General features: G+C 64.5%; 19 protein-coding genes and 2 pseudogenes. 14 read left to right on the top strand and 7 right to left on the bottom strand.

Going from position 1 to position 21,102, the window contains the following annotated elements:
• The first annotated feature begins 433 nt into the window (after window positions 1-433).
• The 7 genes from ASD11_RS14305 (at window position 434) to ASD11_RS14275 (ending at window position 5,036) form a co-directional block, all read left to right on the top strand.
• Window positions 434-925, top strand: a complete 492-nt coding sequence (locus tag ASD11_RS14305; protein WP_156464794.1) for a hypothetical protein — start codon at window positions 434-436, stop codon at window positions 923-925.
• A 110-nt stretch (window positions 926-1,035) separates the two neighbouring features.
• Complete coding sequence (locus tag ASD11_RS14300; RefSeq protein WP_056289043.1) at window positions 1,036-1,350, top strand: TetR/AcrR family transcriptional regulator; 315 nt, start codon at window positions 1,036-1,038, stop codon at window positions 1,348-1,350.
• Window positions 1,351-1,859: 509 nt separating this feature from the next.
• The gene (locus ASD11_RS14295; protein ID WP_056289042.1) at window positions 1,860-2,099 is read left to right on the top strand and encodes an ANTAR domain-containing protein; all 240 of its coding nucleotides are present in this window, start codon (window positions 1,860-1,862) and stop codon (window positions 2,097-2,099) included.
• A gap of 913 nt (window positions 2,100-3,012) precedes the next feature.
• Window positions 3,013-3,375, top strand: coding sequence for a hypothetical protein (locus ASD11_RS18550; RefSeq protein ID WP_056289041.1), 363 nt, complete (start codon window positions 3,013-3,015; stop codon window positions 3,373-3,375).
• Window positions 3,368-3,781: a phage holin family protein gene (locus ASD11_RS14285; RefSeq protein WP_056289038.1), complete on the top strand. Its 414-nt coding sequence runs from the start codon at window positions 3,368-3,370 to the stop codon at window positions 3,779-3,781. The genes ASD11_RS18550 and ASD11_RS14285 overlap by 8 nt, the downstream gene beginning before the upstream one ends.
• A complete protein-coding gene (locus ASD11_RS14280; RefSeq protein ID WP_056289036.1) occupies window positions 3,778-3,963 on the top strand; it encodes a DUF3618 domain-containing protein in 186 nt (61 codons plus the stop codon). The genes ASD11_RS14285 and ASD11_RS14280 overlap by 4 nt, the downstream gene beginning before the upstream one ends.
• A complete protein-coding gene (locus ASD11_RS14275; protein WP_056289033.1) occupies window positions 3,963-5,036 on the top strand; it encodes a YihY/virulence factor BrkB family protein in 1,074 nt (357 codons plus the stop codon). The genes ASD11_RS14280 and ASD11_RS14275 overlap by 1 nt, the downstream gene beginning before the upstream one ends.
• A 25-nt stretch (window positions 5,037-5,061) precedes the next feature.
• On the opposite strand, the gene ASD11_RS17860 is transcribed toward ASD11_RS14275, so the two are convergent.
• The gene (locus ASD11_RS17860; protein ID WP_082554536.1) at window positions 5,062-5,349 is read right to left on the bottom strand and encodes a WhiB family transcriptional regulator; all 288 of its coding nucleotides are present in this window, start codon (window positions 5,347-5,349) and stop codon (window positions 5,062-5,064) included.
• Window positions 5,350-5,748: 399 nt separating this feature from the next.
• Here ASD11_RS17860 and ASD11_RS18845 point away from each other — a divergent pair.
• A pseudogene (locus tag ASD11_RS18845) lies at window positions 5,749-6,291 on the top strand (SDR family NAD(P)-dependent oxidoreductase); the annotation flags it as partial.
• A gap of 103 nt (window positions 6,292-6,394) precedes the next feature.
• Window positions 6,395-6,691: an SDR family oxidoreductase gene (locus tag ASD11_RS18835; protein ID WP_268750717.1), complete on the top strand. Its 297-nt coding sequence runs from the start codon at window positions 6,395-6,397 to the stop codon at window positions 6,689-6,691.
• A gap of 103 nt (window positions 6,692-6,794) precedes the next feature.
• On the opposite strand, the pseudogene ASD11_RS18725 reads toward ASD11_RS18835, so the two are convergent.
• Window positions 6,795-7,859 (bottom strand): annotated as a pseudogene (locus ASD11_RS18725) (carboxylate-amine ligase); the annotation flags it as partial.
• A 364-nt stretch (window positions 7,860-8,223) separates the two neighbouring features.
• On the opposite strand from ASD11_RS18725, the gene ASD11_RS14265 reads away from it, so the two are divergent.
• The 4 genes from ASD11_RS14265 (at window position 8,224) to ASD11_RS18945 (ending at window position 12,566) form a co-directional block, all read left to right on the top strand.
• On the top strand, window positions 8,224-8,658 hold the full coding sequence (locus ASD11_RS14265) for a hypothetical protein (RefSeq protein ID WP_156464792.1): 435 nt from the start codon (window positions 8,224-8,226) through the stop codon (window positions 8,656-8,658).
• A complete protein-coding gene (locus ASD11_RS14260) occupies window positions 8,655-9,887 on the top strand; it encodes an NRAMP family divalent metal transporter (protein WP_056289026.1) in 1,233 nt (410 codons plus the stop codon). The genes ASD11_RS14265 and ASD11_RS14260 overlap by 4 nt, the downstream gene beginning before the upstream one ends.
• Window positions 9,884-10,681, top strand: coding sequence for a hypothetical protein (locus ASD11_RS14255; RefSeq protein ID WP_056289023.1), 798 nt, complete (start codon window positions 9,884-9,886; stop codon window positions 10,679-10,681). Before ASD11_RS14260 ends, ASD11_RS14255 begins: the two co-directional genes overlap by 4 nt.
• 1,057 nt (window positions 10,682-11,738) lie before the next feature.
• Complete coding sequence (locus tag ASD11_RS18945) at window positions 11,739-12,566, top strand: MerR family transcriptional regulator (RefSeq protein WP_082554463.1); 828 nt, start codon at window positions 11,739-11,741, stop codon at window positions 12,564-12,566.
• A 337-nt stretch (window positions 12,567-12,903) separates the two neighbouring features.
• Here ASD11_RS18945 and ASD11_RS14250 read toward each other — a convergent pair whose 3' ends face one another.
• The 5 genes from ASD11_RS14250 to ASD11_RS14240 all read right to left on the bottom strand — a co-directional run bounded on the left by ASD11_RS14250 (window position 12,904) and on the right by ASD11_RS14240 (window position 17,775).
• On the bottom strand, window positions 12,904-13,098 hold the full coding sequence (locus ASD11_RS14250; protein WP_156464790.1) for a hypothetical protein: 195 nt from the start codon (window positions 13,096-13,098) through the stop codon (window positions 12,904-12,906).
• Between the two features lie 179 nt (window positions 13,099-13,277).
• Window positions 13,278-14,465 (bottom strand): PP2C family protein-serine/threonine phosphatase, encoded by a 1,188-nt coding sequence (locus tag ASD11_RS14245; RefSeq protein WP_056289017.1) that lies wholly within the window; start codon window positions 14,463-14,465, stop codon window positions 13,278-13,280.
• Between the two features lie 791 nt (window positions 14,466-15,256).
• Complete coding sequence (locus tag ASD11_RS18235) at window positions 15,257-15,424, bottom strand: hypothetical protein (RefSeq protein ID WP_156464789.1); 168 nt, start codon at window positions 15,422-15,424, stop codon at window positions 15,257-15,259.
• Between the two features lie 896 nt (window positions 15,425-16,320).
• Window positions 16,321-16,974, bottom strand: coding sequence for a MerR family transcriptional regulator (locus tag ASD11_RS18940; protein ID WP_082554461.1), 654 nt, complete (start codon window positions 16,972-16,974; stop codon window positions 16,321-16,323).
• A gap of 606 nt (window positions 16,975-17,580) precedes the next feature.
• Entirely contained in the window at window positions 17,581-17,775 is a 195-nt protein-coding gene (locus ASD11_RS14240; RefSeq protein WP_056289015.1) for a hypothetical protein, read from the bottom strand.
• 2,593 nt (window positions 17,776-20,368) lie between these two features.
• On the opposite strand from ASD11_RS14240, the gene ASD11_RS14235 reads away from it, so the two are divergent.
• Window positions 20,369-20,608 (top strand): hypothetical protein, encoded by a 240-nt coding sequence (locus ASD11_RS14235; RefSeq protein WP_056289011.1) that lies wholly within the window; start codon window positions 20,369-20,371, stop codon window positions 20,606-20,608.
• The last annotated feature ends 494 nt before the right edge of the window (window positions 20,609-21,102 follow it).

The raw sequence follows: 21,102 nt of genomic DNA, 5'->3' as shown, positions 1-21,102 counted from the left end.
AGCCTGCGCTCGAGCCGCGAGACTCATCTCCATGGATGGGACGCGCCCTCGGGGTGGTGGCTCTCGCACTGACTTTGCTCCTCGGGTGGCAGGCCTTGGTATCGGACGGCCCTGCGACGCCGTCGTCGAGCGAACGCGGCGCTGCGACTGATGCGGCGACGCGGGCTGTCGACTCACTCGGCCGTGGGGCTGGAACGGCGGATGTGCTGAGAGGCGGCGCCCCTGGCCTGCGTCAGTCCGCCCAGGATCTCGAGCGGGTCGCCGCAGAGCTGTCTGTTGGACAAGGCGTGGTCGCGGCAGCTGGTCTCGTGTCGATGTCGGGGGAGAAGGCAAGAGTTGTGGTGGCCACGGAGGGCCATCGCCCGGTCCACGTCCAGGTCCAGCTGGTCCAGTCCGGGGACGACTGGCGTGTCTCGCGAATGCGGTTGCTGCCATGAGTCGAGCCCTCGGACGACGACTTAGGTCACGCACCTGGGCCGCTCTCGTCGCGTGGCTCGTGCTGGCGAACGTCGCCTTCCTCGTGGTTCAGGATCCGTCGGCTGACGCTCTGTCGGAGGACGAGCAGACAGCTCTGACGAGTGCTGAGGCGCGCGTCGGCGCGATGCTGACGTTCAGTCACTCCGACCTGCAGGCCGACCTGTCGGTGGCCAGGAGCAACGCCACTGGGTCCTTCCAGAAAAAGTACTCGAGGCTCCTCGACTCGATCGTCGCGAGCTCTGCCGGTCGGGAGAAGGTGACGACACGCAGCGTCGTGACGTCGGCCGGGGTGGAGAGAACGCGCGGGTCGTCGGTGACCGTCCTCGCCCTGGTCCGGTCGACTACGACGGTCGGGTCTCGCAAGCCGGCGGCCGAGCAGCTTCAGCTGCGCGTGACCTTGAGGCCGGTGCAGGGCCAGTGGCTCATCTCCGACCTGCGGCCAATCTGAGGCCGTCGAGGCTCAGCCGGTAGCGGGCTCCCTGGCAGATCGTGAGCGGATGAATGGATCGGCTACGGCGTAGCGGCATGGTCGATCCGCTCACGCCACGCAGCTGAGGTATGGCCGCGATCGCGGCGCGAGCCGGCACGACCAAGCCAACGGTGTACGCGCACTTCGCGGACAAGGAGGCTCTGCTGGGGGCGGCTCTTGATCGCGAGAGGGACCTCATCACCGGGTTTCTCTTCGCTGCGTACGAGCGGTCGTCCGGACGCAGCTTCGAGGAGCAGGTGGTCGGCGGCGTCGAGGCGCTCTTTGCCTACGCGCAGTCACGCTCTCACGGCTACCCGCTGCTCTTCGGGCCGTGGTCGTCGGCCGAGCGACTCATGCTCGTGGGCAGGTCGTGGACAGCATCGAGAAGCGGGTGTCGAGCCTGATCGACCGATGGCTTCGAGAGCCTCGGCCGGCCGACGGAGCGGCACTGGCCGGTGGGCGATCTGTCGCGCTCCTGGCGGCGTTGATCGTCGCCACCTCGCTGCGAGGGGTGGACGGGGCCGTGCAGCGGTCGTTCGTCGACGCCCAGGCTTCGTGCGGCGCGACGGCCTCCTTCGTCATCGCGGCTTTGCGAGGGATCGACGCGGACACGCTGCGAGCCGTTGATGGATCGGCTTCGCCTGCTGAGTGGGGTCGTCGGCGCCGGCGCCGGCGCAGCGGCTTCGGTGGCGCCTGCCCACGGGTTCGCCGTTGCATCCGCGAGTAAGACCGGTTAGCGGGGCACGTTCGGTCCGAGATCATGCTGACCTGGGTCGCCCCGCCGAGCTCGCTGGCGTGTTGAGACGGGACTGTCGGCCGCTTCTTGCGGGCGGAGCCACTACTAGCATTGGCGTGTGCCGTCGCTGTGCAGCCAGTCGCAGCGACTTGATGTCGGGTTACGGAAGAACGAGCGTTGGACCGGAACGAAGAGCTTGAACGGCAGGTCGCGCAACTGAAGAGCGGCCTTGAGGCGCGGGGGCGAGTCGGCATCGCGATCGGCCTGATGATGGAGAGATACCACCTAGCCGACGAGCAGGCCTTCGAGCTGCTCGTGCGTATCTCGCAGGCGGAGAATAGGAAGCTGAAGATCATCGCGGAGGAGATCATCGGTGGCCGAGACGTGTCTGCCGGCAGCGAGGGTCCCGAGGCTTGAGCGTTCATCTCGTCCCGGGTTTCCTGATCCCCGCCGGCGGGTATGTCCTCGCTTGCCGCCGTGGATGTACATCGGCCTTAGTAAGAGCGAATGATGTCGTACCGAGCCTTAGCGAAACGCTGGAACGCGGCTCTGTCGCGAGTTCGATGTGCCCGAAGCATCACGGGGGCTTAGTCTCCCCAGTGCCATACTTCTGATGGCCTGGTTGCGGGCCAACCCTTCGCTCGGCCCGCACGGCGTCGGCCTGGCCCGCACGCCGGTGGGATCGGCGGTTGGGCGTTGAAACCGCGCTTCCGCCTTGAGGGGGCGGGGCACTCAACCGTTGGCGCGCGTTTCAGTTCATTCGTGCTGGCGCGGGGCCGCATGAAGTTCTTGCCGTGCTCGAAGTCTTACAGTCGAGATGAGCCTGTTCAAGATCGGACTAACCCGGGGACGGCCGTCGATCATAGTTTTAGTTGCGAAAGATCAAGCGAAAGTAGTGCTCGTTTGAGCAGTTCGCACACGATTTCGCCGAGCAATCTACGGGTTTGGCTGATGGCTAACGAACGTGCGACCGACGCTATCCCGCCCCTTGCAACGGCAACATGGGCGAAAGGGCAGGCCGCCTGGGACGGGACCGTCCAAGCCCAGATTGTCGGGTCTGACCTAGCCTAGACCGTCTTTCTCGAGAACGTTCTGAAGGCGGCTTCATCAGTTCGTCGGAGAGAAGCGCCTTGAGGTAGCCACGCAGGCAGAGGTCTCCAGTCGGAGACACAAATTTTCGCAGCGTCTCATGCATCTGCCAAATCCCGGCGTACCTGAAGGTCTTCGGAGTGCGCTTGACGGGGAATCTCGTAGCGTCATAGGTATCGAGCGAGAGCAAGGGCGCATCTTTAGCGTGCTCACCCTCGTCATCCATACCAGGGGGAAACAGATGTTCAAGAAGGTCATCGTCCTGGCCGCCGGAGTCGGCGGCTACGTGCTCGGGACCCGCGCCGGTCGTGGTCGCTACGAGCAGATCAAGACCCAGGCCGACAAGGTCTGGAGCAACCCCAAGGTCCAGCAGGCGGCTACCGACGCCCAGGAGTACGCCGCCGAGAAGGCACCCGTCGTGAAGGAGAAGGCCTCCGCTGCGGCCCAGAAGGCCGCCGGCCAGGCCAAGGACGCCGCCGACCAGGCCAGGGACAAGGTCACAGGCTCGTCCAGCGAGGGCAAGCACACTGCGGACGACGACCTCGAGGGCATCGACCTCGTGGCCGCGGCCTCGGACGTCCCGGAGGAGCCCAAGCATGGCTGAGGCTCCCTCCGCCCAGCCCGCGACCCCGGCCGACGAGGCCAGCCTCGGCGAGCTCGTGGGACGGCTCAGCGAGCAGTCCAGCCGGCTCGTCCAGGACGAGGTGGCCCTCGCCAAGGCAGAGCTCCAGGCCAGCGTCAAGCACGCCGGCGTGGGGGTCGGGCTCTTCGGCAGCGCCGGCTTCTTCGCCCTGCTCGGCGTCATCACGTTGGTGGGAGCGGCCGTGGCCGCTCTGGCCCTCGTGGTCGAGACGTGGCTGGCCGCGCTCATCGTCGCTGTCGTCCTCTTCGCTCTCGCGGGGATCGCCGCGCTCGTGGGCAAGAAGCAGGTCTCGCAGGTCGGCGGTCCCGAGCGCACCATCGAGAACGTGCAGCAGGACATCGCCGCGGTGAAGGGAGACCGGTCATGAGCGGCCCGAGCATCAGCGACATCGAGTCCGACATCGAGCAGATGCGTGAGCAGCTCACCGAGACGATCGACGCTCTCGGCGCCAAGCTCGACGTCAAGTCCAAGGCCACGTCGCACTGGCAGGAGATCGCCGTCGTCGCCACCACGGCTGCCGCCATCGTGATCGCCTGGAAGAAGCTCTGATGTCCACCTCCACGACCGAGCGCGGGCGCCACGCCCCGTCCCCGGACGACGACCGCAAGCCGGACTCCCCGTCCGACCTGCACAAGCGGTCGTGGATCTACGTCCTCAAGAAGACGGTCCGCGAGTTCTCGAAGGACCAGTGCACCGACCTGGCCGCGGCCCTCACCTACTACGCGGTGCTGGCCCTGTTCCCGGCCATCGTGGCCCTGGTCTCACTGCTCGGCGTGTTCGGGCAGGGCCCCAAGACCGTCGAGTCCCTGCTGACGATCGTGGACCAGGTCGGTCCGTCCTCGGCCGTCGACACCCTGCAGCCCACGATCGAGCGGCTCAGCACCGCCCAGGGCGCCGGCGTCGCGCTCGTCGTGGGTCTCCTGGGCGCGCTGTGGTCGGCCTCGGGGTACGTCGGGGCCTTCGGTCGCGCCATGAACCGGGTCTACGAGATCGATGAGGGGCGGCCGGTGTGGAAGCTGCGGCCCGTGCAGCTCGTCGTCACGCTCGTGGCCCTCGTGCTGGTGGCGTCGGCCGCTGCGTCCCTCGTGCTGACGGGCCCCGTCGCGGAGGCCGTGGGCGACCAGATCGGCCTCGGGTCCACCGCGATCCTCGTGTGGGACATCGCCAAGTGGCCGGTGCTCCTGGGCGTCATCGTCGTGATCGTGGCCGTCCTCTACTACGCCACGCCCAACGTGAAGCAGCCGAAGTTCCGGTGGATCAGCGTGGGCGCGGTCTTCGCGATCACCGTGTGGGTCCTCGCGTCGGCCGCCTTCGGCCTCTACGTCGCGATGTTCTCCAGCTACGACAAGACGTACGGCTCGCTCGCGGGAGCCATCGTGTTCCTGCTGTGGCTGTGGCTCACCAACGTCGCCCTGCTGTTCGGCGCCGAGCTCGACGCCGAGCTGGAGCGTGGACGTCAGCTCCAGGCCGGCATCGCGGCGGAGGAGACCATCCAGCTCCCGCCGCGCGACACCCGCAACATCGAGAAGGCCGAGAAGAAGCATCGCGAGGACGTGGCCGACGGCCGCGAGATCCGGGAGTCAGCCGAGCAAGACGGCCGAGACCACGTCGGCGAGCGGTGACGCCGAAGATTGCTCCTCGACGCGGTTAGGCCGCTTCAGAATCGTCCGCCAGGTGTTTCGCTCGTTCGTCGGCGCTTAAGCCGCCCCATACGCCGTATCGTTCACGGGCGCGAAGGGCGTGTTGTAGGCAGTCGCGCACCACGGGGCAAGTGCCGCAAATTCGTATGGCTGCGGCCTCGTGGTCGGACTTTTCCACGGTCCGAAGACCCTCGGGCAGGAAGAATTCTTCTACGGAGCGATCAATGCAAGCTCCTGATTCTTGCCATTCGTAGGACTCGAAGACTGCCTTGGGCAAGTGCGACAAATTGGCCATCATTTTCCCCCATGCGTCAGAGTTCTTGGATATACCACTACGTCCTTGCCCGCAACGCCTGCTCGTCTCAGACCTGCTCGCGCATGCAGACCTGACAGTGCCCTCCCGGCGTTGGTTGAAGGGCTTCATGTGGAGCGTTGACGACATCGATCAACTTCATCAGATAGGTCGAATTAAGGAGGGTCACGGGAGCGGACGCGGAGCAAATCGCGGGATCTGAGCACGACGGCCATCAATGTTCGAGGACACGCCCGTAGAGAAGGCGTGGTAAGCCATGCCGAGCTGAGGCACCCTGAGTCGCCCAATATTTCGGGGGCGCCTTATCGGGAGCTGGTCCCACATGAGAGACCCGACACCAATTCCCCCTCAGCAGCAGAACCCGCCGGACTGACAGGAGCGATGGAACCCGCCCCTGATGGCGAATCCTCCTACATCGGCCGTGGTCGACTGAGGGGAAGAGGCTCTCTCATCACGGGCGGCGACTTAGGTATCGGTCGCGCCGTAGCGATTGCTTACTCGCGGGAGTGCGCTGACGTCGCATTCACTCACATGGCCGAAGAATCAGCAGACGCCGAAGAGACAGCTCGGCTTATTGAGGACGCCAACGTGCGGGTCGTTCCCACATCAGTCGACCTGCAATCGCGTACGGCTTGCGACGATGTCATTCCCACGGTGATCGAGGGGCTCGGTGGTCTCGATCTCCTCGTCAATAATGCGGGATACCAGTGGGCACGTTCTGAGGGGTTGGCTGAGCTGTCAGACGAGCATCTTGAACAGACCATGACCAAAACCTGTTCGTGTTGTTCTGGTTGACCCGGGCGGCGTTGCCTCATCTTTCCCCAGGTAGTGCCGTCATCAATTGCTCGTCAATCCAGGCTTACGACACGTCGCAAACGCTGCTCGATTATGCCGCCACAAAAGCCGCAATCAACGACATCACCGTGAACCTCGCTGCGGGCCTAGGGCCGCGTGGAATCCGGGTGAGCGCTGTGGGTCCCGCCCGATCTGGACTCCGTTGCAGCCGGTAACGCAGGAATCCGAAAAGGTGGCGCACTTCGGAGAAGACACGCCGCTTGCTCGAGCGGGCCAGCCCGCCGAGGTGGCGTCCGCCTTCGTCTTCCTAGCCTCGGAACAGGACGCTAGTTATGTTTCCGGGACTGTGCTGGGTGTGACCGGCGGACAGCTTGCTTCTAGACGCTACGAGTGCGTTCAACTACGTCGTCGACCACCGCAGTCAGGCCGAGTCGGTCTGCGACCTCACGTTGACGATCCGCCCCCGTGCCGCGCAGGAGTAGGTGCTCGATGCGTTCTGAAACTGGGCCTGCCGCGCCAGACCTGGTGAGCGCCGGCCGCAAAGCGTTCACCGCCGACTCAAATGCGGCCGATGCCTCGCCAAACGAGCCGGTCGTCGGATCGAGGAGCATCCCACTTACACCGTCTCGACTGGCCCGCCATCGGGCCGCACGGAGCAGGTCGATCCGCCAAGGCCTCTGGGGCAGTTCAAGGACCGTGTCGACCATCGCTCGAGCAAGTTCTGCGACGAGCATGGTGTCGTCAACGTCGGCGCATACATCAGCGACGCGTACTTCCACTGTCGGAAACCTTTCTGCCACTCGGGCGTCTAGGTAAAGCATGTGTTCGTCGATGGCCGCACCGGACGCAATCATTGCTTCCATTGCCCGCCGATACCCGTTGCTGGTGATGAACGGCTCGACTGGTCCCGCCGTGGTCCAGCCGTCCCACAGGACGCCGCGCCATGAGGCATAGCCGGTGGCGTGTCCGTCGACGAAGGAAGAGGAGGCCGCGACCGCGATAAGCAGGGGCGTCCAGGGGCGCAAGGCGCCGATGATCGGAATGCGCTCGCTGTCCGAGACCTCCACGTGGACGTGCATCCCGCAGGTGAGCCCTCGACGGCCCATGTCGCCGAACTCTTCGATGAGGGGGTATCCGTCCTAGGGTGTCGTGAGCGGCGGCGTCCCTCCCTGCACGTCCGTAGGCATAGCAGCCAGACGCAACCCAGCTGATTTTGCGGCCGCAACAGCCGGCCGCCTCTGCTCAACGATGTCGGCGCGTAAACTCACGCCGTCGCGGTGCGGCTGGGTCGTCGTTTCAACCTGCTGGAGGAAAAACTCGTGCTCAAGGCCGCCTTCCTCTGATGCTCGCACAACCCGTTCGCTCAAACCCGAAAGTCGGCCGACAGCGGCGACTACGAACAACTCCTCCTCGACGCCTGCTGACCGGATATTCACGTGGCCGCGTTCTCGCCATTCGTGCGACCGCTGAGCCGGTGGTCGATACGCGGCGTGCTTGGGTTGGGCCGGCAAAACACGAATAAGGTCTGTGTCATGAATGGCGTGTGCCCCTAGCAGGCCGTGGCCAAACGAGAACGTGGGAGCGCTGAGGTCCCGGGACGAGGATTGGTGGCGGGGCCCACAGAGAAAAGCAGGTCGCCGAGTTGAGGGGCCTTCACGCGATCGTAGCGACGCGGAGTAGTTGTTGGCTGAGCTCATCGGTGACGAGCGGATCGAGGTCGCGGCCGTGCCGTGAACTGGCGCCAAACCGGTTTCGTCCCGGCTCGGTGGAGGTTTGTCGGCGGGCAGGGGACTGGCGACTCGAGAGGGGCTTCTGGTGCGGATGCTCCTTCGCCACATCCTGGGAGACGCGCCAGTGTTTGGACTCGAAAACTTCTCGCTCGATGGGCGGGGTGCGGAACGTGGACCGCTGGGCTTTATCAGGCGCTTGTGCCGAAGTGCTGCTGCCCCCGCTGAGCGGTATATCTGACGGCGTGACTGTTTCAATAGCTCTCTCACTGGGCTGGCTCGGCCTGGCGGTGGAGGTCGCCCTGCTGGTGTGGCTCGTCGCGAGGCACAACCGATGAGGCGCTTGGCCGCGGTCCTGGGCCTCCTCGTCCTGGTGTCGGGCTGCGTGGTCGCCAGCCCCGACGCCGACACCTTTGAGGACGCAGCAGCCACGACGCTCGCCGCGGCGGGCAGTGAGGTCGCCACGGTCGAGACGATGGTGAGCCTGCTCCAGGACGACAAGATCCCGCGACCCACCGTGGTGGCGCAGCTGCGCTACAGCGAGAAGTCGTTGGCCAAGACCGCCGAGGGCTTCTCCGACCTCAACCAGCCCCAGAGCCTGGACGGGCTGGCCGACGACGCAGGGGCAGTCCTCGACGACGCTGAGGCCGCGCTGAGCGACGCCCGGATCGCGGTCCACCGCAACGAGAAGGCCGACTACGCCGGCCTGGCCGAACAGCTGAAGAACGTCGGCCAACGGCTCACCGCGCTCGAGGAGAGCGTCTCGTGAAGCGCATCTTCGCCGTCGCCCTGGGCGTGCTCACCGCGATCGGCGGATTCGTCGACATCGGCGACCTCGTCACGAACGCGCAGGTGGGCTCACGGTTCGGCATGTCCCTGGCCTGGGTCGTGGTCGTGGGGGTGCTCGGCATCATGGTCTTCGCCGAGATGTCGGGCCGGGTCGTCGCCGTGAGCGGCCGGCCGACGTTCGACATCATCCGCGAGCGGCTGGGGCCCCGCGTCGGCCTGCTCAACCTGGCCGGCTCGATGGCTGTCACCTTCTTGACCTACGTGGCAGAGATCGGCGGCATCGCGCTCGCGCTCGAGCTGGCCACCAGCGTCAACGAGCTGCTCTGGATCCCGGTCACCGCAGCCGCGGTGTGGGTGGTCCTCTGGAGGGCCAAGTTCTCGTTGCTGGAGAACGTCTTCGGGCTCCTCGGCCTCGCGTTGATCGTGTATGCCGTGGCGCTGTGGCAGCTCGGACCGGACTGGTCCGAGCTGCTGCACTCCGCGGCCACCGCCGACAAGCCCGCGGGCGAGGAGTGGTCGTCCTACGCCTACTTCGCGGTCGCGCTCTTCGGCGCCGCCATGACCCCGTACGAGGTGTTCTTCTTCTCCTCCGGAGGCGTCGAGGAGAAGTGGGACGCGTCGTCACTGCGGACGATGCGGGCCAACGTGTTCGTGGGATTCCCCCTCGGCGGCCTGCTCTCCCTCGCCATCGCCGGGGTGGCCACCGTGACGTTGATGCCGGCCGGGATCGAGGTCAGCACCCTGGGACAGGTCGGACTTCCGGTGGCCGTGGCGCTAGGCAAGATCGGTCTCGCCGTGGCCATCCTGGGCTTCTTCGCGGCCACGTTCGGCGCAGCGTGCGAGACCGGGCTGTCCCTCGGCTACAGCATCGGGCAGTACTTCGGCTGGCAGTGGGGCAAGTACGTGCGCCCCTTCGAGGCCGCCCGCTTCCATCTCGTCATCCTGCTCGCGACGGTGCTGGCAGGGGCGGTCCTGCTGACCACGATCGATCCCGTCCTGGTCACGGAGTTCTCGGTGGTCTTCTCCGCGGTGGCCCTGCCCTTGACCTACCTGCCGATCCTCATGGTCGCCAACGACGGCGGGTACATGGGTGAGCACCGCAACGGTCGGTTGTCGAACACCCTCGGCAGCTTCTACATGGTGATCGTGATCGGGGCGTCCGTGGCTGCCCTGCCGCTCATGGTCTGGACGAAGATGGGGACCTCATGACGCCGACCGGGATCCTGATCGAGGGGACGATCGACGGGCAGACTGACCTGCTCGACCGTCAGGTCGTCACGGCCGACGGAGGCCTCCTGGCCAAGGTCGACGACATCGAGCTGGAGGAGGACGGACCGGACCTGGTGGTCTCCGGCTGCCTCGTCGGCCCCGGCGCCCTGGGGCCGCGGCTGGGCGGCGCGCTGGGAAACCTGACCGTCCACGCCTGGAGCCGTCTCGCCCGGCGCGACGGCGACGACCCCCGCCGGATCGACTACCGACACGTGAGGGGCATCGCCACCGTCATCGCGATCGACGAGGATCGCAGCCGGGTGCGGCTCGACGGCTTCGAGACCTGGGCGCGTGTCCGCATCATCGACGCGCTGCCGGGAGCGGGCAGCGATCCCGATCCCGACGCCGAGGAAGGCAAGGTCGGCGAGCTGGAGACCGACGACGAGCCCGGCGGGCCGCGACACCGGTTCTCCAGGCTGGCCGGCATGAAGGTCCGGTTCAGCGACGGGTCGGAGGGCGACCAGGTGACCGACGTCCGCATGGCGAAGGGTCCCCGGCGCGGGCACCTGCCCGAGCTTCGTGTGGAGCGGTTGATCGTCGGCCGCAACCGACCCGGGACGCTCTTCGGTTACGACCGCGACAAGCAGCGCGGCCCCTGGATCATCCAGAAGGTACTCGGTTGGGTCCACCGGCACACCGGTTGGGTGCGCTGGTCTGATGTTGATTCTATCGACTGGGACGCGGGAATCGTCACGCTCGCTTGCGCCGAGATTCGTCCTATCGACCAGAATTGAGGGCTGTTGTTGCGCGAAATGAAAAACTCGGATGAGGCGCTCGGGTTACTTGTAGGGAGTTGCTCCGGTCGACGCGACGATTAGGGCGAAGTTGGTATGCAGATTGTCGGGAGGGGTTCGTCTTGGCGGGATGGAGAGCCAGACGGCCGGCGTGTGCTTTTCCTTGGGGGGCCACACTGCCACGGGGGCGTTGGCGCCCCAAAATATCCGTCGGGTGCCGTAGCGGTCGTGGCCAGCTTCTCGTTAAGTGAGAAGGCGAACGATCATAGGAGTCTGCATGAGTGGGGTTCGGTTGACGTCCGTCGTCGCGCAGTTGGCTCGACAGTCCTTTGTGATGCCCTCAGCGTCGTTTGGCGCCCGAAAGTATCCAGAAGATCCGGTGCCCCCGGGTCGCATCATCAACGGGCAGAGGTCGCCAGCGGCCATGCCGAGGTTCGATTGCAGCACGATCAATTTGTCCGTTGTCGGGGTCACGGCCAACTGATCATGGCGGACTGTCTGGCGGTGGGAATCCATGGATCGTGAAGATGGACTCGTCGCCCGAGCAACGGACCTTGATCGCGCTCGGGCCCGTCACGTCGGTCGAGACGCTCCGATCGACTCGAGCCCATCAGCCAAAGCGGCGTACCGGCGAGTGCTGGCAGAGGTCGTCAGGCAGCGGCTCGCACGGGGTGCAGGAAAGCGATGATGCGGCGCGAAAGTGCACGGGAAGGATGGTTCGCGTGCTCCACTGCCAGCGCACCGCGGAATGAAGGTGCCCTTGATGGTCTTACCACTCACCTTTAGTTGACAGCGAGGGTCGCCTGACGTGCTACGGACGAACGCCCCTACAGCTCCCCTCGAATGATTATGTTGCGTCCGAAGCGGACGAGGTCACCTGCGCAGGGGCGGCAAATTAACGGATGTGCGATCCGACCTCTGAAAGTGACGGCTGTTGCGTGCCGACTTTCGGCCCTGAGTCTCGGCTCAACTCGACGATTCGACGAATATGAGATGCAAAATTTCGTAGCCTCGAAGGGTGCCGTCTGCCCCAGAGTTGCCCGACCGACCCCTTCGGATGCCGCTCGCAGGACAGACGATCGGCCAAGTGTCGCGTCATTTGCACCTTCCTCCAGCAACTATTCGGACCTGGGAGAGACGCTACGGTCTGGCACCCGCGAGCAGGTCTGGCGGAGGTCATCGCCGGTACGAAATGGCCGATGTAGCGAGACTCGAACTGCTTAAGCTTTGGCTTTCTATCGGAATCACGGCGGGCGACGCGGCTGACCTCGTACTGCACCCTCCGCCAGTTGAGCCCGGCGAGTGGGCGAAGCAAGTGCTGAATTTCACCAAGGGGGGTGATCGGCCACGCTTTCGCAACCATGTCAGGGTCGCCATCGAACAGCACGGTGTGCTAGATGCTTGGAGCGGATATTTCAGGCCGCTCTTGCAAGAGATTAGTCACCAACAGGGCACGGAACGGCTTCAATTCGCAAAGAGTGGTGCGCCGATAATAAGAGCCGAGTTGTCTCGCGTTGCGGTCCAAGCGCGGCCACGGCGTGGCCCGCCGGTCTTGTTGGCCTCCACCGGCCTTCAACCCTCCCTAGCGTTGGTTGCGCTCTCTGCAGCTCTCGCTGTTGAGGGCGTCGCCGTCCGGCTCGCCGACTCGCCGGTCACTGCGACATCTCTTCAGCACGAGGCGTCTTGGTGGAAGCCAGCCGGCATTCTGGTCTCGGCGTCCCCTCGAAGACCTCCGGGTGGCGATCTTCATCGGGTCCTTGACCGTCATAGCGAGCTGACGGTGACTGCCGGGAGTGGTTACGGTTGGTTCTTCCTGCCTGGTTCGAAGGTTCAGCATTTTCCTGAGCCGGTGTCGGCGCACCCGCTGCTCAGCCGCGCACGGTAGGGCCGGCGCTCGATACGAATCTGAGAGAGAGATGCGCGGTTGGTGCGCGAAATGCCGTACACAACTCCCACTCAGTGAGGCTCGAGCTTTCTGCTGCTGCGACACATGGGCTGCGGGGCGCCTACAAAAGAGGGCGTGATTGGGAGCCGCAGCCGGCCCGAGGGCGCTGCGACCCTGCAGGCGCTGGGGTCGCTTCGCGACGCTGTGGAGTCGCGTCGATGTCCGCGCAGGACTACCTTCCCATCCGCATGCGGCGGGCGTCGTGCGTAGTTGTGGCTAGGGATTCGATGCATCGCATCATGCAAGTTATGAATGGCTGCGCGCATGCGCGAGATCTTCAGATGACGAATTCTGCGGCCGCCGCCGCAATCATGACTAGACCAACGACGGCCAGCAGTCCGGCAAGGCTTAGCCCAAATACGCGCATCGACGGTTCATATTGGTCGTCGTCTCGGGCCCAGATCCTCCACATGCCAAGTGCGGAAATTAGGACGAGGGCGCCCAGGACGCTCAGCGTCGCGCGTTCGCTCACAGCGAGTAACCCATCCATCCCAACCTTGGAGGTTCCGAACGCCTCTTCCTGGGCGGCGGCTAACCGGAGAACCGGCGTCTCGAGCCTATGGGAGGGATCTGGGGCCTTGCCATGGCTCGATGGAGGGGCCCGCCGCCTAGGCCATTGGAGTGAAACCCCCGGGGCCCTTCGGGCGTTCGCTAGAGCTGTCCGCTTTCGCGGAGCCGTCGGACCATGAGGAGGGCGACATCATCCGCGTTTCCGTCCTCGGGCAGGAGATCGCTCAGTACCGCGACGCAATTTGCTTCAGCGGTTCGAATCCCTGCGAGGGCCCGAGCGACTGCCGCCAAGCCTGCGTCGGGGTCAACTGCATTGTCAGGCCCGAACCGTTGTTCAATGAGCCCGTCGGTGAAGAAACAGAGCGATCCGCCTGCTGGCAAGTTGACCGAGGAATCTGTCCGAGTGACGTCCGGCATCAACCCAAGCATGGCGTCTGTCGGCATGTTCACGGGCGCCGCTGGCTGAATCTCGTCGACGATCACTGGCGGCCAGTGTCCAGCACTACTCATGACGAAATCGGCGTACGGCGCCTCGGTTACCGCGAACAGGACCGTGGCCAGAGTGCCAGTCTCGAAGTGGCTGATCTTTTTGTCCAACATCTCCAGCACGCGTGCTGGGCTCTCTTCAATGAGCGCATACGAGCGAAGCGCGCTGCGTATGCGTCCCATGATCACGGCCGGCTGCAGACCGTGGCCGAGGACGTCGCCCATCACGAAGCCCACTCGCCCGTCGGGAAGGTCGAAGACGTCGTACCAGTCTCCGCCCAAGTCGCCCTCGGCGGGAACGTAGCGTCCGGCCATATCGAGGCCGTCGAAGAACTGGGGAATCGTGGGGATCAGGCTGCGCTGCAGGACGAGAGCGGCTGTCTGGTGTTCGGCCAAGGATTGTTCCGCGAACCATGAGGCGAGTTCTTCAGCTAGCGAAGTCAGGTGTCCGGCGTCGTCTGCGGTGAACTTCCGCCGGAACCGTGATCCGACGTGTAGTACTCCAAAAACTGATCCGGCCCGCATCAGTGGTACGCCTAGCAGCGACTGGATTCCTCGCCGGCGAAGCATCGGGTTGATGACGTTGTCGTCTCGGATCTCATCGAGGATCAGAGGCTCCCCAGTTGCGGCGATGGCACCGGCGAAGCCCTGACCTACCGGCACCCGTGCGCCGGTGCGCAAGGTGACGTCCAGGCCGGATGATCCGAATGGCTCAAGTACGGCGCCGGTCACGTCCAGCAGGAGCATCACGGCAGTGTCTGCGGAAAGCGCTTCCCGCACCTTGGCCAACAACTGTTTGAGTTCGGAGCCTCTGCTGAACTTCTGGTGGGCTGACGAAGGCATGCGGCTCATTTCTGACAGGAAGACTGCGAATTGCAAGCCCGCGCCAGAATGCCTCCGAGAACTTCGCAGCCTTGAGACTGAAGATTTGTAATGCCAGTGTGGCACGGTCTGCCCGGCCATTCGGCCACGTCGCGGGAGCCGCGCGCGGCGAGGGTGGCCGCGTTGAACCTTGCAAATCCGCGCATGTCGAAGCGGTACTCATCCCACGGTTCCACAGCTCGATTGCCGGAGATGTCTCGGCTCCGGATGACTCCCTCGGCGCGGCCCGCGACACAAAGGTCTGGGACTACTGGGACCTAACGCGGCAGAAGCCCCGAGGTCGTCGAGGCTTCTGGCGGCCGCCCATGATCGGGGTAGAACGTGGCGACTGACTCGAACATACTTGAAGTTCGCGGAGCCGCGGGATGTGACGAATAGGTTGCGTGCCGGTAGCCGCTCAGAGTGTCAACATTAGGTAGGCGGACAAGGCCTACGGATCGAAGCACAACAACGGCCGAGGCCCAGCCTCAGGCCGTTGTGGCATTGCTCCCCAAAATTCGTCAGAGTTCAGCTACCGATCACCGGTACCCACGCCGACGCCTCCCGGCAGCTACGGGTAACGGCGATGGCGCTCCTGCGAAGGTCCGATCAGGAGGGAAGTCACAGGAAACCACAGACAAGCAGGACGATCACGAAGCGAACGGTGCCGATCCTGGGCAGTCGGCTCCGATCTCGCTGAGCAGCGGACCTGCTGGACCGACGTCACGGCGTCGCTATTGACCGATCCGAGCAGGAGGGCAGCACGCCGCCGCTCACGCCCGCGGACCCGCGGGCGGCGCGGCGTCGGCGGACTCGCGCACCACCTCGGCCTCGAGCCTCGGTCCGTCGATCATGAGCGCGAGGATTGGTCGAGGAGACTCGCGGTAGAAACGGGTTGGCGCCGGCCAGCGCGACGCCTTCGTCTCCGGCGGAGCCTTCATCGGCGAGGCCGAGCGGCGCGCACGGCTCCGACGGATACGAATGCCGGCTCGAGAACGGCTCGGCGGCGGACGATTGATCCCTGGCGCGGTATCGATAGGCCCGGGAAGCGCGACTGGGTTAACAAGGTAGACCGGGGATCCCTCGTCACTAGTCGGTGGCGCCGGCCTGACTTCGATCGAGCCCAGCGTTGCTGGCAGCCGCTCCATTTGGGGAGTTGGGTGCTTCCAGCATGAGGAAGGTAGTACCTGATCTGTCAGACCAGGCAGTTAGCTTGTGCTGACGTCTATATTTACCTCACACATTGGGGAGCAAGTAAGCGGCGGCGATATCGGGGTGCTCCGATGTCGCCGCCGCGCTGGGCTCATGGCTGTCGGTGCTCGTGGCACCTCAGCCGGCATCATGCCTCAACGCATTGGTCCAGTGCACTTGGATAAGTCGGCAGGGCCATTCTCCGGTCGCGGGGCGCACCAGCAGAGGGTCTCCTGACGAGCGTCTGGACGTGCTCCCGGTTTACCCTTGGAACATGACAGATCTGTCGTTACGATTGCAGGTGGAGTGTGCATTCGACCCCGTGTTCGACGCCCTTCGGGCCGCGATCTCAGGGGTAGTGCGGGAGAGCGTCTCCGAACCAGAGGGCGAAATCGTCTAACGCCGGGGACGTCGTTCCGATGCTGGAATAGCCGCAAGGATTGCGGCGATCGCCGTCGCCATGTCGGCGGTATGGCGGGCCCGTGGGATAGCGGTCCCGGTCCATCCGGGACCACCAAGAACAACAGTAGTCTTGGCAGCCATAATGCTCGCGACCAGTTGTGTTCGGGGGTCGGGCGCGTAGTTGGTGCCAGCCAGCAGGTAGATCGCGCGGGGCCTGCCGCGATTGATCATTGCGGCTAGAGAATCAGGCGTCAGTCGACGTGCGCGGTTGACCCCGAGGCCTCGCTCGCCGAAGGCCGCTTGGAGCGCTAGGAGATGCAACGAGTCCCCCGTAGAGTCGACAGGGGCCAGAAGGATCGGCAGCGTCCGTCTGGGCGGCAAAGAAACGATGGCATCGAGCGACTCTCCGACGGTCCTTCGTAACAATTGCAGGTCGGACTCGGCAAGTTCGCCTCGTCCAAGCGCAGCCTGGAGTGCGTACCTCATCGGCTCGGCGTACTGGTCCCACACAACTGCGACGGATTGGTGGATGCCGACGAAGGACCACAACTGACGAACCAGTTCTGCATCCTGCTGACCGAGCGCCACAACGACGGCAGCGAATTGGATTGGTAAGATCCAGGGCCGGGCCTACGACGCCAAGCTCGGTCAAACCCTCGATTGCCCAACGGCTAGCCGTCGCCGGCCCCACGCCGCGCTCAAGCAGCTCGATCATGATGCGTAGCCGTGTGACGTCCTCGGCGGTGTACCGTCGGTGCCCTCCCGGCGTTCGGGCCGTAGTTACCAAGCCGTACCGGCGCTGCCACGTCCGTAACGTCGGACTCGGAACTCCCAACACGCGAGCCACTTCTCCTATCGCGAGCCCCTCCCTTTTAAATTTCCCCTGTCCTCGCAACATTCTTCAAATTGTAAGCGTGAAAACTTCGAAAATGAGGGGAATGTACAAAGTCGAGACAAACGTAAATACCCTAGAGGGCCGCGACGCTGACAAACGTAAGCAGACGTGGCGCAATAGCTCCGGGACTGCCGAACTGAGCCGAGTCTGACTAGGATCAGTCTCATTCGTCGCTCAGCGGGCACTCGCAGCCGGCTAACCGGCGAATTCTGGAAGAGCGCCACGTTGGATCCGTATGAAGACCTCGAGCGACAGGTTGCTCCGTTGAAGAGCGGCTTGGAAACTCGCGGATGTGTCGGGGCGCCGATCGGGATCGTAATGGAACGCTACCGCCTTGACTACGCGTGGCGTTCAGGCTGTTGGTGCGCACCTTCCAGCAGGAGAACCGTAAGACGCATGTGATCGCAGACGAGGTCATCGGGGCCGGGACCTAAGTGCTGGTGGCGACAACGCTCTGGACCTGTAGCGAGTTCGCGGCGTCTTTCCTGCCAAAGGTGCCTAGCCAATCGAGAGCGTCGGCGCGCGATTCGGCGAGACCGAGGCCGGTTGGCGGACCCGGGCAGGGGGATATCCTTGATCAAGTATTCAGTGCACAGACGCTTCTGCCCGTTAGGGTCCGAGGGCGGCCAGTGCGAGCCCGAGCAGCACGAGGGCTCCCCCTAGGACCATGGTGGAACCAGCGCCGAGCAGTTCGTAGTGCCGGACGCGCTCCGCAGCGTCGTCCTCGTCGAAGAGGCGCCACAAGATGACGCCGATGGCGCTGATGACGGAGCCCGCGAGAGCGAACTTGATCGAGGGTGGCACGGCAGGGTCCTGAACTCCTGGTGGCGGGGGACCGCCTGCTTGATCCGGGCACGACACTACCTGGCCGGGGTGCTCGCGCTCGGGAGGAGGTTCGCCGGCCGGTGTCCAGCCGGAATGAGTCCGAGATTCTGCTGTCGGCGTCGCGCGTACGGCGGAGCTTGCGAAGGACCCGCGGAACACGTTTTTCGCGCTGGGAAACGACGCCTTCCAAGGAGTTTGTGAGGAACTCCGAGAACAGCGAGTTGTCGGCTTGGGTTGGAGTGCCCCTCAACGGTTAGCGTGCCGCCCCGCTCAATGCAGGTCGGCCCAGCACGCAAGCCCGGGCGCACCGCCGGGCTGCCGGGTGGCGTGCGGCCATTACTTCAAGCCCCCAGCCTGCACAACGACGATTCGCTGTCGACGCAGGGGCGAGCCCGACCTTCGCTTGGTCGGCATTCTGATCGCGTTACCGGGCACGGTGTTTGCGACCTGATGTCGGCTGTACGCCTGGAGTCAACGGAACACTTACGCCCCTGGCTCGGACCTAGGCCCCGCTTTGGCGCATAGGGAGAGCCTTATGTGGTCGCACGAGGGGGAGCAGTTCGTAGTGCTGTGCGACGAGGTTGTGATCGTGGCGCCCGTCGCAGCCTCCGAACGCCGTTGATCCAGGATTGTTCCCCTTGATGCCAGGCGATTTTCCGGGGGCCAGGCGTCCGCCGTACAAGCCGGGCCGCCCATGCCAAAGACAGCGAGTCGTTCGTGTCGTTTCTGATGCGACTGCCGAGGTTCTACCCCGATCATGAGGCGGTCGCCAAGAGCCCCCACCCACCGTGGGCTCTTGTGCGACATAGGGGGTTCCGCCGTTCGTGTGAAGCCCCTAAGCTGGTGCTAACCAACCGCCCCACTCCTCCCAGGCGGGCGGATTGGTTAGCCGCAGGAGATATTCGCGAAAGTCTGGAATGCTCCAGCGACGCCAGGCCCCCGGGAAGTTCAACATCGAGCGTCTCTGGGGCTTTCTCCGCTTTGGTCACGACCCCTGGCAACGCCGCCACCCCAAGACGGGCGTAGATCCTTTCAAGGCCATCAGTAATGGTCTATAAGGAGTCCATGAGCCCTCGGCAAAGCCAGTTTTCGTCGGAAAAAGGTTGCTGCGGGCGCCGATTCCGACAGCAGGACTGATGCCACAGACTCGGTCGGAGACGCCGGCGGCGTGACACGGGCGACCCAGGCCTAACCGACACGGCCTGTGGTTGACGCCGGCCGCGGTCGTACGCGTCTTGCTCGGCTCCGCGCTCCTTTGTCGATTCCGCTACGAGCCGTAGCACTCCTCGAGGTTGCTCACGTGCAGGAGGGCTCAGCAGGGGACAGCCCTGATCGCTAGCGGCCGACGTGTCAGGCAGGTGACGCCCGATAGCAAGCGACGTGAATGCGGACGTTCGGCGGTTCTCATGCGTGAGCCGTAACGGGCAGCGCCCCACCGGCTCGGGACCAGGTGGGGCGCTGCGGCGCGGACACTTGGGAGTTGTGTGCGCGTAGCTTGGCGAGGGAGTTCTGGGAGAGATACCAACGTCAGCCGGGATTAGCATAGGGAGGTCACCTAGGTCCCGTCTCGCGAATATACGAAGATCAGTCGGTAGAAGTGGCCGGCGCCCCATTCAAGAGCGCACGACGTGCCGCAGTTTGGATGGGCGAACTGCAGTGAGGCGAGTGGTGACGCATGGGGCTGCGATCAGCGATTGCGGTGTGCCTCAGGAAAATGCCAACGCCCCGGCCGCTTCGAAGCAGCCTCACTCGCGAAGCAGCCCCGGTTCTGCTCCTGGCCGCAGGGCCTGCCTCGTGAAGGCGTAGCCTGAGTGTCGTTCGCTCAGGGAGAGGTTCCGTTCTGCTCAGGGAACCTCATGTGCAATGTGGTCATCCCGCGATGATCATCCACCCGGTCGAGTAAAATATATCCGCGATCTTCGAGATCTTTAAGAGCAGAGCTCGCCTGCGCAGACCTCACGACGGCGGCGTAGGTTGAGTTCATGGGTCACCGTGACATGGCCGAGGGTCATCCTAGGCATGTCCGACCGACTTCCTCTACGGCCTCAGGGCGATGCGATTGAAGCGACCGAGTGGACCAGAGAGTGCTAGGCCCGACGGACCGGTTCCCATGAGGCGAACACCTTTGGTGCTGTGTCATGCCGGTAGCGATGGTTCAGGCGGCGGCCGTAAATGCGCCGACAACGGCGGTCGGTATGCCGGTCAAAGGTCGTGCGGGGTTTCGGTCGTACCTGACGGTGAATCAAGGAGCCCATGCATTGCCGCGGCATCGCGCATCGGGACCCGGCGTCGGGGGTCAACAGTCCTCTCGCAGGATTCGGGCAACTCGACCACGCCTGGCAGTCAAGAAGGTTGGATGGCCTGCTCGCCTGCTCGCAAGACGCCGTTCGATCCGTAGTGTGCGACGACTGGGCGTCAGCGAGACGCCTGCTGATCGAACGGCCAGGGTGAGGACCTCGGCAAGGTCGAGGTCTACGCTCGAGTCGGCGTTGCCTTGGTCAAGGACTCCAGTCGGGGGCAGTGAACCCCTCTCGCCGCACGTCCGATTTGCGGCCGTACTAGCCTGGCGTCCATGGACTTCAAACCCAACCAGAGCGGCCTTGACCGGCTGTTCACGACGATCGCGGCCGAGGTCGAGAGCGTCGACGAGTTGCTTCGTGGGGAGTATGCGGGTCGTGCCCCCGAGGAGATCGTGGCACCAGCAGCCCGTGCATTCGAGGCCATCGGCATCGAGTCACTCTCCGAAGAGTGGATCGTCGACTATGCGAGAGCGGTCAGCGCCGACGAGCCCTTCTCGATCAACCTCGGCTGACGGCACGGCCGCGGAAGTCCTGCTCCACCATCACGTTATTCGCCGGGCTCAGGAACTACGCAACGGCGAAGAAGGCTCTGAACATGCCAGCCTGAGCCCTCCGCTAGTCTCTGCTGAGTCGAATTCGCTAGATGTCGGTAGCGTGGACCACAGCGCCTTCCGATTAACCTCAGATGATGGGTGGGCGTCAGAGGCCGTTCGGGATGGCTCTCCCCGGGCGGTCGCGCCCGTGGAGTCTGAGTTGGCGCGCTCGGAGGGCCGAATTTTGCGGAGTCGGATGCCTGCAATTGCAGCATCTGCTCCTCCGCAGTCGCTGCGTTTCGGCGCTCTGTAATAGCGGATGTATTCCAGGTTCGTTCAGGCGCGTGGTGGAAGATGGCGGTCTCTGCGCTGGTAAGTACCAGCTTTGGGTCCTTCACGAAAGATCCTGAGATGTGCATGGTCAGAACGGATGGGTCTCCTGCACGGACTGATGTCATCGCCACGTGGCATCT

The organism is Aeromicrobium sp. Root495, from assembly GCF_001426755.1.
Taxonomy (GTDB): domain Bacteria; phylum Actinomycetota; class Actinomycetes; order Propionibacteriales; family Nocardioidaceae; genus Aeromicrobium.
The sequence above is the reverse complement of the archived record's forward strand: the minus strand, read 5'-3'. Positions and strand labels throughout refer to the sequence as shown.

What these genes read in the sequence shown, in the direction of transcription:
- ASD11_RS14275 (WP_056289033.1), top strand. Translation starts at nt 3,963, where the DNA reads ATGTCCACCTCCACGACCGAGCGCGGGCGCCACGCCCCGTCCCCGGAC.
- ASD11_RS14285 (WP_056289038.1), top strand. Translation starts at nt 3,368, where the DNA reads ATGGCTGAGGCTCCCTCCGCCCAGCCCGCGACCCCGGCCGACGAGGCC.
- ASD11_RS18235 (WP_156464789.1), bottom strand. Translation starts at nt 15,424, where the DNA reads ATGAAGGCTCCGCCGGAGACGAAGGCGTCGCGCTGGCCGGCGCCAACC.
- ASD11_RS14265 (WP_156464792.1), top strand. Translation starts at nt 8,224, where the DNA reads ATGAGGCGCTTGGCCGCGGTCCTGGGCCTCCTCGTCCTGGTGTCGGGC.
- ASD11_RS14255 (WP_056289023.1), top strand. Translation starts at nt 9,884, where the DNA reads ATGACGCCGACCGGGATCCTGATCGAGGGGACGATCGACGGGCAGACT.
- ASD11_RS14245 (WP_056289017.1), bottom strand. Translation starts at nt 14,465, where the DNA reads ATGCCTTCGTCAGCCCACCAGAAGTTCAGCAGAGGCTCCGAACTCAAA.
- ASD11_RS14305 (WP_156464794.1), top strand. Translation starts at nt 434, where the DNA reads ATGAGTCGAGCCCTCGGACGACGACTTAGGTCACGCACCTGGGCCGCT.
- ASD11_RS14280 (WP_056289036.1), top strand. Translation starts at nt 3,778, where the DNA reads ATGAGCGGCCCGAGCATCAGCGACATCGAGTCCGACATCGAGCAGATG.
- ASD11_RS18550 (WP_056289041.1), top strand. Translation starts at nt 3,013, where the DNA reads ATGTTCAAGAAGGTCATCGTCCTGGCCGCCGGAGTCGGCGGCTACGTG.
- ASD11_RS18940 (WP_082554461.1), bottom strand. Translation starts at nt 16,974, where the DNA reads ATGTTGCGAGGACAGGGGAAATTTAAAAGGGAGGGGCTCGCGATAGGA.
- ASD11_RS14300 (WP_056289043.1), top strand. Translation starts at nt 1,036, where the DNA reads ATGGCCGCGATCGCGGCGCGAGCCGGCACGACCAAGCCAACGGTGTAC.
- ASD11_RS14235 (WP_056289011.1), top strand. Translation starts at nt 20,369, where the DNA reads ATGGACTTCAAACCCAACCAGAGCGGCCTTGACCGGCTGTTCACGACG.
- ASD11_RS17860 (WP_082554536.1), bottom strand. Translation starts at nt 5,349, where the DNA reads ATGGCCAATTTGTCGCACTTGCCCAAGGCAGTCTTCGAGTCCTACGAA.
- ASD11_RS18945 (WP_082554463.1), top strand. Translation starts at nt 11,739, where the DNA reads ATGCCGCTCGCAGGACAGACGATCGGCCAAGTGTCGCGTCATTTGCAC.